The 13,934-nt window shown below is 58.4% G+C and carries 7 protein-coding genes and 1 tRNA gene; 7 read left to right on the top strand and 1 reads right to left on the bottom strand.

Features of this window, described 5'->3' with window-relative positions:
* Positions 1-27: 27 nt before the first annotated feature.
* Positions 28-978 (bottom strand): NAD-dependent epimerase/dehydratase family protein, encoded by a 951-nt coding sequence (locus tag QZL63_RS01530; protein ID WP_022307594.1) that lies wholly within the window; start codon positions 976-978, stop codon positions 28-30.
* Between the two features lie 113 nt (positions 979-1,091).
* On the opposite strand from QZL63_RS01530, the gene QZL63_RS01525 reads away from it, so the two are divergent.
* The 7 genes from QZL63_RS01525 to QZL63_RS01495 form a co-directional block, all read left to right on the top strand.
* A tRNA-Thr gene (locus QZL63_RS01525) sits at positions 1,092-1,163 on the top strand.
* Between the two features lie 1,045 nt (positions 1,164-2,208).
* A complete protein-coding gene (locus QZL63_RS01520) occupies positions 2,209-5,019 on the top strand; it encodes a SusC/RagA family TonB-linked outer membrane protein (RefSeq protein WP_022307593.1) in 2,811 nt (936 codons plus the stop codon).
* Between the two features lie 7 nt (positions 5,020-5,026).
* Complete coding sequence (locus QZL63_RS01515) at positions 5,027-6,568, top strand: RagB/SusD family nutrient uptake outer membrane protein (protein WP_290585513.1); 1,542 nt, start codon at positions 5,027-5,029, stop codon at positions 6,566-6,568.
* Between the two features lie 18 nt (positions 6,569-6,586).
* On the top strand, positions 6,587-7,510 hold the full coding sequence (locus QZL63_RS01510) for a DUF4984 domain-containing protein (RefSeq protein WP_022307591.1): 924 nt from the start codon (positions 6,587-6,589) through the stop codon (positions 7,508-7,510).
* A 33-nt stretch (positions 7,511-7,543) separates the two neighbouring features.
* A complete protein-coding gene (locus QZL63_RS01505) occupies positions 7,544-9,604 on the top strand; it encodes a hypothetical protein (RefSeq protein ID WP_022307590.1) in 2,061 nt (686 codons plus the stop codon).
* Positions 9,605-9,689: 85 nt separating this feature from the next.
* The gene (locus tag QZL63_RS01500) at positions 9,690-12,401 is read left to right on the top strand and encodes a DUF4458 domain-containing protein (RefSeq protein WP_290585509.1); all 2,712 of its coding nucleotides are present in this window, start codon (positions 9,690-9,692) and stop codon (positions 12,399-12,401) included.
* Between the two features lie 21 nt (positions 12,402-12,422).
* Positions 12,423-13,934 (top strand): BACON domain-containing protein (locus QZL63_RS01495; protein WP_290585500.1); only part of this gene is annotated, 1,512 nt, incomplete at its 3' end.

The following is a 13,934-nucleotide window of genomic DNA, read 5'->3' as shown; positions in this document are numbered from 1 at the left end:
TCACTCTTTCATCGGCCGGGCGAAGGATCAGTTCTTGCCCAACTTGGTGCGGATATGCGCCAGCATGTCGTCCGTCATGCGCGAGAGGTCCCATTCGGGCTTCCAGCCCCACTCCTCGCGGGCGCAGGTGTCGTCGAGCGAATTGGGCCAGCTCTCGGCAATCTCCTTCTTCACCGGATCGATGTCGTAATCCATCGTGAAGTCGGGCAGGCGCTTCTTGATCTCTGCGCAGATGATTTCGGGAGTGAAGCTCATCGACGCGAGGTTGAAGCTGTTGCGGTGCACGAGTTTCGCCGGGTCGGCCTCCATCAGCTCCACGCAGGCGCGCAGCGCATCGGGCATGTAGATCATGTCCATATAGACGTCGGAGGGAACCGGACAGGTGAAACGGCCCGAACGAATCGCCTCGTAGTAGATCTCCACAGCGTAATCGGTCGTACCGCCACCCGGGAGCGTCACGTTCGAGATGATGCCCGGGAAACGCACCGAACGGGTATCGACCCCGAACTTATGGTGGTAGTAGTTGCTCAACAGCTCTCCGGTCACCTTGCAGACGCCGTAGATCGTCGTGGGCTGCATGATGGTGTCCTGCGGCGTCTTGTCCTTGGGCGAAGTGGGCCCGAAGGCGCCGATCGAGCTCGGCGTAAAGAGCGCGCAGTGGTGCTGACGCGCCACCTCGAGCGAGTTGTTCAGCGCACCCATATTGACCTGCCAGGCCATCTGCGGGTTACGCTCCCCGACAGCCGAAAGCAGGGCCACGAGGTTGAAGATCGTATCTACGTGGTGACGGGCCACAACCGAAGCCATCGCTGTTGCATCGAGGGCGTTGAGCACCTCGAAGGGGCCGTCCTCCCCCAGGGCTTTGCATTCGCGCATGTCGGTGGCCACCACGTTGTGACCGCCATAAATACTGCGCAGGTAGACTGTCAATTCGGAGCCAATCTGGCCGCCGGCGCCAACAATTAGGATGCGTTTCATCTGGTTTGTGTTATGATTCGTATGTAAAGGTAGAAATTTTTTGTGAAAAATGCACATTTTTTTGGTCTTTTCATTTTTCTTGTGTACTTTTGCACCACTCAACGGAGAAAACTGCTGTTGTAGCTCAGTGGTAGAGCACTTCCTTGGTAAGGAAGAGGTCACGAGTTCAAGCCTCGTCAACAGCTCAGAAAAGGAAGAGCCCAGGCTCTTCCTTTTTTGCATTCGGACCTCAAGCAATCCCCCTCCTTCGAAACCATCCTTGTTCGAACAAAAATGCCGCATAGCCGGGGCCTCACCACGCGGCAGGCTCAAGTGCATGGAACATTTTGCGTCCTCCGAATATTCAGTCCAGTCCAATCCGGTTCATTTCAATTCATCATCATGCATCCGTTTTCGGAGACAGGCCGCGCAGAGTCAAAACGGCCTTAGAGCGCATTACGAGCAGGTTCGCATTACATTATATATTTTTACAGGCAATTTTGATTTCAAATCGAAATCAAAACAAAGTACAAAACTTCTCTTTCAGTACAAAATTTCCCGTTTTAGCTGAATATTGTCGCTGCATTTTCCTCCATTTAGAACACTTTACGGCTTTTCCAAACTGTTACATAAATATGTCATTTTAACTACAAACAGAAACAAGCTTCACCAAAAACCAGGAAAACCATTGCAAAAATCAAAATATTTTCAGGCAAATCGTCATTTTTTAATATCCATGTTAAAACCTGAATGTTTGATAAATTTTAAAAATTTAAAAACCCGACACACCAATAAAACGCTTAATAAAACCGGGTCGATAAACAAAAAATGGCAAATAATGAACAGCCAGGCATTCCAGACAACCCGCCAGGGGAGGGCCGAAAGAGGGTTTATTTAAAAAATAGCAAAACAGCCCGGGTTCAACGGTCGGTTAAAACAGAAACCAGAATAAACAAACCTTATAGTCAGTCCGATACAAGTAAACAAATCCGGCCGACACCATCGAAAAGACACCTTTAAAGTCCTGACGGCTTACAGTTTGGCTACAAAAAGCCTATTTGTGCGCACAATTAAATTTCATACCTTTGCAACGGTAAGAAAGTCTTTTCCTTATGCAAAAAACAATTCTACTCACTATTCTCGCGCTATGCTTCAGCGCGCTGTCTTTTGCAACCCCGTCAAGGGGGGGGGGAGACCGTCACCGTCAGTGGCGTAGTCACCTCGGCTGAAGACAAACAGCCCCTGATCGGGGTGAACGTGATTTCCGGATCGGCGACCGGCGTTTCGACCCTTGCCGACGGAAGCTACTCCATCGAGGTTGCCCCCGGCACCACACTCATCTTCCAGTACATCGGCTACAAGCCGGTCGAGTACATCGTTCCCGAAGGACAAACACACGTGACCTTCAACCTCGAGATGCAGAGCGACTCGCAGGCTCTCGAGGATGTGGTCGTCATCGCCTACGGCGTGCGCAAGAAGGGCACCATCGCCGGATCGGTATCGACCGTCAAGGCCGAAAAGATCGAAAGCACCCCGACGGCTGCATTCGACCAGGCGCTGCAGGGTCAGGTCCCGGGCCTCACGGTGCTCTCCAACTCGGGTGAGCCCAGCGAGGCGACCGTCATGACCATCCGCGGTACGAACTCGATCAACTCGGGCACCGAGCCGCTCTTCGTCCTCGACGGCGTGGTGATCTCCAGCTCGGACTTCAACATGATCAACCCGGCCGACATCGAGAACCTCTCGGTACTCAAGGACGCCGCCTCGACCTCGATCTACGGAGCCCGTGCGGCCAACGGCGTGGTGGTCATCACCACCAAGCGCGGCCGCATGAACGACCATCCGATCATCAACTACCGCATGCAGCTCGGTTTCTCGCAGATCGCCCACGGCAACTGGGACCTGATGAACACCTCCGAGCGCATCCAGTACGAAAAGGAGATCGGACTGACCGACGGCAAGGACTACAACCTGCTGAGCAAGACCGACGTAAACTGGCTCGAGGCCGTATTCAACGATTCGGCCATGCTCCAGAGCTACGAGTTGTCCGTTTCGGGCGCCAACGACCGCACGAACTACTACGTCTCGGGCGGCTACTACAGCCAGGAGGGTATCGCCCCCGGCTCGGCCTTCGACCGCTACTCGATCCGCGCCAATGTCGAACAGCGGGCCGCCAAGTGGCTCAAGATCGGCACGAACACGATGCTCAACTACCAGGACATCGAACTGGCCCAGTCGGGCGAATACACCGTCGTCACGCCGATCTCGGCCGCACGGTTCATGCTCCCCTACTGGAATCCCTACCGCTCCGACGGCTCGCTCGCCTCGATCGAGGACGGCAGTTGGAAGGGTGACGGCCAGAACCCCCTCGAGTGGATCGAGAACAATCCGGTGAGCTACAAGAAATACAAGGTACTCTCCTCGCTCTTCGCCGAGGCGACGCCCATCGAGGGGCTGACGATCCGGTCGCAGTTCAGCGTTGATTTCTCGCATGCCACCGGATTCGGACAGTCGATGCCCGAATACCTGCCCAACCTCGAGCAGGGCACCGCATCGCGCAACACCTCCGACGCCCTGACGCTCCAGGTATCCAACACGATCAACTACCGGTTCGACGTGAACGACAAGCACTCGTTCAACTTCATGGTCGGTCAGGACGGTACGAACTACCACTACGAATCGTTCGGCGTGACCACCCGCGGTCAGAACAACAACAAACTGACCAACATCGGGACTGGAACCTATGCGGCCTCGTGGGAGGACACCCCGGCCGACGATTACGGACTGCTGTCGTTCTTCGGCCGCGGCGAGTACAACTACGACAACCGCTACTTCGCCGAGTTCGCCGTCCGCGCCGACGCCTCGTCGCGTTTCGGCGCCTCGAACCGCTGGGGCGTCTTCGGATCGGTCGGCTTCATGTGGAACCTGCGCAACGAGCGTTTCATGCAGGATGCCGCCGACTGGCTGACCAACGCACAGATCAACATCTCGACCGGTACGGCCGGTAACTCGTCGATTCCCAACTACGAGCACCTCGCACTCGTCTCCGGAGGAGCCGACTATGTCGGCACGGCCGGCATCGCCCCCACCTCGCAGGGCAACGAAGACCTGAGCTGGGAGTCTACGTGGACCACCAACCTCGGTCTGCACTTCGGATTCTGGAACCGCCTGAACATCGACCTCGAGCTCTATAACAAGAAGACCACCAACATGCTGATGTACGTTCCGAAGTCCTACTCCGACAACGGCTTCGGCAACCGCTGGGACAACGTCGGCGCCATGGTGAACCGCGGTTTCGAGATCAGCCTCTCGGGCGCCGTTGTCGCCACGGAGAACTTCTCGTGGTCGCTCAACGCCAACGTCTCCTACAACAAGAACAAGCTCACGGAGCTCTACAACGGCGTGCAGGAGTACGAACTCTCGTCGTCGAGCCTGAAATATGTCGTAGGCCACGACGTCAGCGAATTCTACATCAACCGCTTCGCCGGCGTGAACCCGGCCAACGGCGACGCCCTCTGGTACACGAAGGACGGCGAGCTGACCAACGAACTCCGCGACGAGGACAAGGTGATGATCGGTAAGACGTTCGAGGCCCCCTGGCAGGGTGGTTTCGGCACGACGCTGAGCTGGAAGGGGCTCTCGCTCTCGGCGCAGTTCTCGTGGCTGGCCGACCGCTGGATGATCAACAACGACCGCTACTTCGACGAGTCGAACGGCCGCTTCGCCTCCTACAACCAGTCGAAGCGCCTGCTCAACCGCTGGAAGCAGCCCGGCGACATCACCGACATCCCGCGCCACGGCGTCTACACCGAGTTCGATAGCCGCCTGCTCGAAGATGCCTCGTTCCTGCGTCTGAAGAACCTGATGCTGAGCTATTCGTTCCCGAAGGGGCTGCTGCGCAAGACCGGTTTCCTGAGCGGCGTAAGAATCTACGCCCAGGCCCAGAACCTGCTGACGTTCACGAAATTCTCGGGACTCGACCCGGAAGCCGTCGGCAACATGTACGCCGCCGAGTACCCGATGTCGCGCCAATTCACTTTCGGTCTCGATTTAACATTCTAACACGGATATGAAAACCATACTGCACACCATAACACGCTACTTGGCGATGCTCGCTGTAGTCTTCGGCACGGTCTCGTGTCTGGACAAATACCCCGAGACATCCATCCCCGAGAAGGAGGCCATGAAAACCTTCGCCGATGCCGAACAGCACCTCATAGGAATCTACGCCAACCTGATGAGCAGCTCACTCTACAGCGGCCTGCTCACCCTGCTGCCCGACATCCAGAGCGACCTGGTCCAGGCCGTGAAGGGCAACTCGAACACCTACGGCAACTTCTGGCTGTGGAACATCCGTCCCACGGACCTCGAACTCGAAGCCGTCTATGCACAGCTCTACACCGTGATCGGCGGCTGCAACTTCTACCTCGACCGGATCGACGAGGTGATGGCCAACGAGACCAGCGACACGAACCTCGAGATCCTCGAGCAGTACACCGGCGAGGTCTACGCCATCCGCGCCCTCTGCTACTCGGAACTCATCAAGTGCTTCTGCAAGGCCTACGATCCCGCAACGGCCGCCCAGGAGCAGGGTGTCGTGCTCCGTACGAAGTATTTCGAGGCGGAACCCGTCCGCCGCGCCTCGCTCTACGACTCCTACCAATTCGTCGTGGATGACCTCATCCGGGCCGAGGAGCGGCTCGAAGACGCGGAGGAGACGCCGAACAACTACTACATGTCCCAAGCCGCCGTGCAGGCCATCCGCGCCCGCGTGGCCCTCTACATGCAGGACTGGGAGACGGCTATCACCTACTCGAGCAAGCTGATCGACGACAAACAGGACACCTTCCAGCTCTCCTCGGTTCAGGAGACTGCACCCGACGGCGCCACGACGTTCGAATACATGTGGGCTTACGACATGGGCCCGGAGGTGATCTGGCGCATCGGATTCACGAGCACCTCCTACGGCGGCGCGCTCGGCACGGTGTTCCTCAACTTCAACCGCGACTACACCTACTTCTATCCCGACTACATCCCCTCGCAGTGGGTGCTCGACGCCTATGACGACAACGACATGCGTTCGACCTACTTCGCAGACTCCGAAAGCGGCGTCACGATCGGCTACCCGAGCGGTATGGACTACCCCCTGCTCGTCAAATACTACGGCAACCGCGGCATCTTCATCCCGATGAACGTCTTCCACGTGTCGATGCCCAAACCGCTGCGTCTGGCCGAGCAGTACCTGATCCGTGCCGAAGCCTACTGCCGCCAGCCCAACCCGAACGTCGTGCTGGCGCAGAAGGACCTCGAAACCCTGCGCAAGACGCGCTTCGTCTCGGGCGGCTCGATCAACCTCACGGGCAACTGGGACACCGACGTGAAGACCTTCTCCGAGGAGCGCGTCCGCGAGCTCTACATGGAGGGCTTCCGCCTGCAGGACCTCAAGCGCTGGGGCCTGGGATTCGAGCGCACGGCCCAGTCCTACACCCAGGAGGAGGGCAACAACCTGAAGGTCGAGGCCGGCGATCCGCTCTTCGTATGGCCCATCCCGCAGCATGAGCTGGAGGCCCCGGGATCGGAAATCACGCCCAATGAAAGCAACAATCGGTAAACACATAGCCAACAACCCATGAAACGAATCATAACATTCCTTTTTGCCACGGGACTCTGCGCCGCCCTGGCCACGGGCTGCAAGGAGGAGTACACGACCTATTCCGACGCGGAGTACGTCATGTTCTCCGACTCGGTCTCCCTGAACATGGTACTGGAGAACCAGGACTATTTCACCGTCCCCGTATCTTCGACCCGCGCGTGTGACTACGACCGCACGTTCGGCGTGGAGGTGATCGACAAGGGCAGCACCGCCATCGAAGGCCTCCACTACCGGCTGCTCTCCAACTCGGTGACCATCCCCGCAGGCAAGCGCTCCGCCGAGGTGCGCGTCCGTACCTATTACAACGAATTCGAACCCGCCGACACGCTGCAGTTCAACCTCCGGCTGGTGATGCCCGAACAGCTCGACTGGAGTCTCTACCCGGGACAGTCGCGTGTCCGCATGCTCAAGGGCTGCACGTTCCACGCCGAGGAGTTCACCGGCTGGTGCGTCGTGACTTCGACCTTCCTGCAGAGCTATCCCGGTGTCGAGAACACGAGCATCCAGCGACTGATCCGTACGGAACTGGATCCGAAGGAGCCGAACACGGTGATCCTCCACAGCTGGCTCTTCACGGGTTACGACATCAAGCTCACGTTCGATCCCTCCGACCCGTCGCTCCCGCTGGTAAGCATGCCCGAGGATCAGATCATGAGCGATGAATTGTCGGTATTCGGCCAGATCAACGGCGACAACAAGATCCTGGTCACCAACAGCCCGAGCTACTACTCCTTCTTCGACGCCTGCACGACGAACGTCAAGCTCTGGAGCCATGTCTACGTCAAGAACCTGGGCACGCCCGTAGGTACGGTAGGCACCTTCTACAACATCATGGAGTGGATCAGCGACGAAGAGGCCGACCGGCTCGAGCTCGAAGAGGGCATGAAGAAATACGAATAGGGCTTTCGCAAAAAATACAAAAAGCATACGACTATGAAACGGTTTTTACTGAATCTGTTCACAGCGGCACTCGCTACGGCGGGTCTCTCGCTGGGTTCATGCTCCGACGACAACGACGAGGGACAGAAGCTGCCGGAACCGAACTTCCCGGCCAAGACGACGCTCGGAATCGAAGTCGGCGGCACCTGCACGATTCCCATCTCGCCCAACCAGGCATGGTCGGTGAGCATCGACCGCACGCAGGCCGGCGAATGGTTCTGGCTCGATGACGACGGCATGCCGGCCTACACGGTACGCGGCAAGGCCGGCGACCACGAGATCGTTATCTGCGTCTCGGATGTCGAGGAACACGACACGGACCGCAGCATCGACATCACGATGACGATGGGCAGCGAAAGTCAGGTGATCGCCACCGTGACGCGCGGCACCGTCGAGCGCCAGTTCGACCTCTACCAGGGCACGGAAAGCGGCTTCGGCGAGGTGACCTACGAAGAGGAGCCGATCGATGCCGGACAGACGACGCTCACCATTCCGTGGGAGGAGACGTCGATGGAGCCCGAGCGGCGGCCCATCAAGATCGCCGCAAACTTCCAGTGGCGTCTCGACTCGAAACCCGAATGGATCGCCGAGCTTTCGCCCTCGGAGGGCAAGGCGGGCGAGACGGTCGAGATCCTGCTCTCGGGCGACCCGAAAGCCTTCCCGCTCGAGGACTCCGAGGATGAACTCGTTTTCTGCGACTACGACAACAACGACGTCAAGTTTGCCTTCCGCATCTCGATCCCGGGCTGCAAGGAGAAGCAAGACGTTACCCTGAACGCAGGGACGGTCTTCTCCTACAACGCCGCCGGCGAATACGGCAAGGGCGGAGCCGGCAGCGTCACCTGGACCTTCTACGGCCCGACGTTCCGGACGACGGGTCCCATGCTCGAAACCGAAAGCGGAAAGGTCGGATACAAGGTCTTCGTGCTTGAGAAGAAAGACATGGGTGGTGCGTATCTCTACAGCGTCTGCAACTGGATCACGCAGCACGAGAACGTTCTCTCGGGCGACGACGTACTGGTCGATACGGAATACCGTCTGACGGCCGAAGCCAACACGGGGTCGCGCGCCGCCGCCCGTTCGGCTGCAGTCGTAGTGCTTCCCGCCGAGCTGGCCAAGGACGTAACTTCGGCTCAGGACCTGCTCGGACAGGAGCCCCCGCTCTACATGCCGTCGCTCAAAGAGGCCTACAAGCCCTACGAACTGGCTACGCTCAACCAGGATGCCCCGATCAGCTCGCTCTTCACGGTCCGCGACCTGGCCGGCCTGGAGAGTACCAACACGACGTTCCGCCAACTCACCTACACCGAAGACCGGGATCTTCCCGAGCAGATGGCGACGGCATTCGGTACGCCGAACGACCAGAACTACCTGATGAGCTATGCAAGCGAGACCTCGACGGCTTCGGTCATCTACAGCAGCTCGCTGAACAACTTCACGACCCGGTTCTTCGACGACAAGTTTGCCGAGATCAAGGACAATTCGACCTATTGGCTCCGTCTGACCAAGCAGGAAGGGGTCGATGAGATTACGGCTCCGAGCTTCGAGGTGATTATGGACAACATTTCGGAGGACAAGACCGGCTACATCGTATTCTATGTAGACGACAAGCCGATGGCAGCCTTCTGCTGCAAGACCGATTCGGGCAGTGCAAGCGGCGCCTTCCAGGCCGAGCTCATCTCGGGCGATGGCGCAACCTTCGAGGCCGTCACGTTCGGCAACTACCAGGATATGGGCAGCATGCTCAAAGACTTCGTCGGCAAGGACCTCTCGAGCGAATTCGCCGAGAAGCTCGCATCGGGCACGGCAATCTACCTGCTGGGATCCGCCCCGGATGTGAACCTCAAGATCAAGACGAGCGAATTCGATCCCGAGCGGCTGCAGATCCAGCCCTTTGAGGGTATCGACTGGCTGAATGTCGAACTGGCCGATGAAACGACCTTCAACATCAAGATGGGCACACCGGGAACAGGGGAAAACCCCTACGCGATGCTCAACATCTACAACGACGGCGACTATGCCGCAGGCATAATCTACTGCGTACCGCTGCCGTAAGATGCCGTAACAAGGCTCCCCTCCGGGCAATCCGGAGGGGGCCCTTACAACCAACACTCATTGTAACTCAGAGCAATTCACATACATGAAACTTTTCAAATCCGCCGTAATGCTGGCCGTCGGGCTCGCCGCAGGAGTGCTGGCCGCCTGCTCCGACGATGACGGGATCGACAACCGCGATCTCGATTACGGATACGTACAGTTCAAATTATACAAGGAGGCCTCCTATGTGGCCCCATCGGACGAAGCGACGCAGCAGCAGATGCAGACCCGCGCCGCAAAGCCCCAGCTCGACTACCTGGCCGAGGCCAGCAAGGTCCGCGTGACGCTCTCCTACGGTGACCAGACCATCGTGCAGACCCTCACCCTCTCATCGACCGATTCGGAGAATGCCGAATACGGAATCCGCAGCGGCAAGATCAAACTCCTGACCGGCAACTACGAGATCGTGCGGTTCACGCTCTTCGACAACAACGACGACGAACTCTACAACGGCAATGCGACAGACCCGAGCCTGACGGTCATCCCCGGAGGTCTGACCGTACACGACCTGACCGTGAACGTCGTTCCGCGCGGCAAGGTGCGCTTCACACTGACCAAGGACATGTCGGGATTCACGCCTCCGACCTCCTCAACCCGCGCCAACATCTCCCGGGAGTACATCTTCGAGGAGATCGGCAAGTTCGACGTATCGGTGAAGAATACCGAGACCAACAACATCGTCAAGTTCGAGCAGCTGCCCGCCACCTTCTCGATCCACTTCGACGATCCCGAGAATACGGAGACCCCCGAGGGTTACCAGACCTCGACCTGCGCCTGCGACTCGCTGCTCTCGCTTCAGGCCGGCAACTACATCGTCATCGAGTACCGTACCTATGACAGCGACGGCATTCTGCTCGAAACGAACAACGCCCCGGTCGAGTCGCCCTTCACGGTAGAGGATAACCGAACGACCGACGCCGACGTGCCCGTGACGCTCCACGAGGCCGACGAATACATGAAGGACCACTATGCGCTCTACGCCATCTGGAAGGCGCTGCACGGTCCCGAATGGTCCTACGACGGCGAGAACTACCCTGTCGGATCAAACTGGGACTTCAACAAGGATCCCGACCTGTGGAGCTACCAGCCGGGCGTCGAGGTCCACACCAACGGCCGTATCGCCAAGATCGACATCAGCGGGTTCGGGTTCTACGGACCCATGCCCAAGGAGATCGGACAACTGACCGAGCTCGTCGAGCTCTACCTCGGTACGCACAACGATACGAACCAGGGCTTCAAAGACCCCACGCTCGATCCCGACCAAAGCCTCACGGAGCGTTCGCGCAACCGCATGGAGAACCACCGCAAGCTGCTGCATGCCATGCATCCGGCCACACAGATGTCCTGGCCCTGCGCCTTTGCCCTGCGCGAGCACGGCATCCACACCCGCGCCACGGAGCTCTACGACCAGGGCTACACCGAAGACCAGATCTTCGAGGCCTCGACGGGCCGTCAGCTCGAAATCCGCCCGATGGACACCTCGCATGGCAAGCTCTGCAACGGCCTCGAGTCGCTGCCCGCCGAGATTGGCAACCTCAAGAAACTCGAATATCTCTACATCGCCAACAGCGCGATCACCTCGCTGCCCGGCAATGAGGGCGAAGGCAAGGAGGGCATGCAGGGACTCGAATCGTGCACCGATTTCGAGCTCTACAACTGCCCGAAGATGACCAAGTTCCCCCGCGAGCTGGCCCTCATGCCGAAACTCGTGGCCGCCAACCTTTCGAACAACAGGCAGTGGGAAGCTCAAGATCTTCACGACGGCCTGACGGCTCTGGCCGAAGGCACATCGAAGGAGTACATTCAGATGCTCTACCTGACGGACAACCGCCTCGAGGAGTTGCCGGCATCGTTCAAGAACCTCAAGCGTCTGGGTCTGCTCGACCTGGCCCGCAACAACATCAGCAAGCTCCACCCGCTGGGAGAAGACGTTTCAATCGTCGAACTCGTCCTTGACCATAACCAGATCGAGGAAATTCCGGTCGATGAGAACGGCAAGTTCTGCAACATGGACGACATGTCGAGTTTCTCTGTTTCGTTCAACAAACTGAAAAAGTTCCCCAACATCTTCGATGCGGAGACCCCTGTTACGAGTATCGATTTCTCCTACAACGATCTGCAGGACTACACCGAAGAGGAGGCCGCCGCATTCAAGGGCATTTATGTCGAGACGCTGACGCTGGCCGGAAACCCGGGGCTGACGAAGTTCCCCAAATGGTTCAGCGACACAAACTCGGAAGTCGCCTACATCATCCTGCGCGGATGCGGGCTGACGGAGATTCCCGAGGGATGCTTCAACAGCAAATACGCAAGCCGGCTGATCTCGCTCGACCTCACATACAACCGCCTCACGAAGCTCTCCGAGGACTTCACAGCCGAGACGCTGCCGTTCCTCTACGGACTCGACCTCTCGCAGAACGCCTTCGCCAGCTTCCCCTTCGAGCCGATGACATGCAAGGGCCTTACGGTCTTCGCCATCCGCGGACAACGCAACGACAAGGGCGAGCGGTGCCTGCGCGAGTGGCCGACGGGCATCTACCAGCACACCGGTCTGCGCGGTTTCTACATCGGTTCGAACGACCTGCGCAAGATCGACGACACGATCTCGACCGCGATCTGGACCCTCGACATCAGCGACAATCCCAACATCGTCTTCGATGCTTCGGACATCTGCTATGCCTGGAAGAACGGAGCCTACCTGCTCATTTACGACAAAACGCAGAACATCACGAACTGCGACGAGATGCTCGAATAACCCTAAAGAACGGATAGTACCATGAAAATAACGAAATACATCGCGGTGGGTCTCTGCGCACTCGTTGTCGTGGGCTGTGCCAACGACGACAAGAAGGTCGGCGTCACCATCGACACCGACAACATCGAGATCGGCGCCGAAGGCGGAACCCACAACATCAAGATCACGGCCGACGACAGCTGGATCGCACAAACCAACGACCCGTGGATCACCGTATCGCCGGCCAACGGCCACGGAACGGCCGTATGCCAGATCATCATCGACTCGGCTCTGCTCAACGAACCCCGCCAGGGTCTGGTGCGCATCCAGAACCAGAACAACTGGGAGGAGCGGCGCGACATCAACATCACGCAGGAGGGCTACGACTACGCCATCACGCTCGACGACAAGCAGGTGACCGTAGCCAACTACGCCGCATTGGGAGAGCGCACGTTCGACGTGCGGGTGAAGACCAACGTCGATTTCGACGTCGAGATCCCGGAGGATGCACAGGCATGGCTCACCCCCGAGGAGTACAAGGTCGATCTCAACCGCGGACTCCGCCCGCGCGAGGTGACCGTCCGCTTCAACTGGGGCATCAATTCGAGCGACGCAGAGCGCAATGCCACCATCACGTTCAAGCCCAAAAAGGAGGTCCAGCTGGCCGCACAGGACGATCTGACCGTCAAGCAGCAGGCCTCGGAGCCGATCAAGGCCGACACCCGTGCCGGCGACTCGGTAGCGCTGCTCTCGATCGCCCGAGCCCTCAACATGTGGGAGTCGTGGGAGAGCTCCGAGAGCATGGAGAACTGGGATAACGTGATTCTCTGGGAGAAGGACATGGAGGGCTGCACCGACGAGAAGGTCGGCCGCGTGAAGTACGCCCGCTTCTACATGTTCGGTACCAAGGAGGGTATTCCGTTCGAGGTCAAGTATCTCACGGCAGCCGACGAACTGATCTTCTACTCGAACACCAACTCCAACCGGCTCAACCTCTCGACGGGTGAGTACCTGTCCGGGCTGACCCAGCTCAAGCGACTGACCATCAGTGCATACGGACTCACCGAACTGGATCCGTCGTTCAAGAACCTCAAGAGCCTCGAGTTCCTCGACCTGTCGGGCAACAACTTCGAGCAGATTCCTTCGGTCATCACCAAGGAGAACTTCCCGAACCTGCATGCCCTGAAGATGAACGCCAACCAGCGCATCATCATCTACGACCTCTACAACTCGACGACCACCAACTTCGGCGGACTGTTCCAGGAGACCGAAAGCACGCGCGAGTTCCCGCGCCGCCTGCTCGAGTGGGACAAGCTCGACACGCTGATCCTCTCGGTGAACTACCTCCAGGGCCGGATCCCCGACATGAAGGACTACAACACCTATACGCAGGAGGACATCAATGCCGCCGACTCGCTGCCGCAGGCTCTGGTAGGCATTCCCAAGGTGTTGCCCAACATCAAACGGTTCTCGATCAACCTGAACCGCCTGACGGGCGAGCTGCCCGAATGGCTGCTCCGCCACCCGGCCCTTGACTGGTGGGATCCCTACACG

The organism is Alistipes sp. CAG:268 (assembly GCA_000434235.1).
Lineage (GTDB): Bacteria > Bacteroidota > Bacteroidia > Bacteroidales > Rikenellaceae > Alistipes > Alistipes avistercoris.
Note: the sequence above shows the minus strand (reverse complement) of the source record. Positions and strands in the feature narration are given on the sequence as shown.

Excerpts from the sequence above, each read along its gene's own strand:
- QZL63_RS01500 (WP_290585509.1), top strand. The coding sequence starts at position 9,690 with ATGAAACTTTTCAAATCCGCCGTAATGCTGGCCGTCGGGCTCGCCGCA.
- QZL63_RS01510 (WP_022307591.1), top strand. The coding sequence starts at position 6,587 with ATGAAACGAATCATAACATTCCTTTTTGCCACGGGACTCTGCGCCGCC.
- QZL63_RS01505 (WP_022307590.1), top strand. The coding sequence starts at position 7,544 with ATGAAACGGTTTTTACTGAATCTGTTCACAGCGGCACTCGCTACGGCG.
- QZL63_RS01530 (WP_022307594.1), bottom strand. The coding sequence starts at position 978 with ATGAAACGCATCCTAATTGTTGGCGCCGGCGGCCAGATTGGCTCCGAA.
- QZL63_RS01515 (WP_290585513.1), top strand. The coding sequence starts at position 5,027 with ATGAAAACCATACTGCACACCATAACACGCTACTTGGCGATGCTCGCT.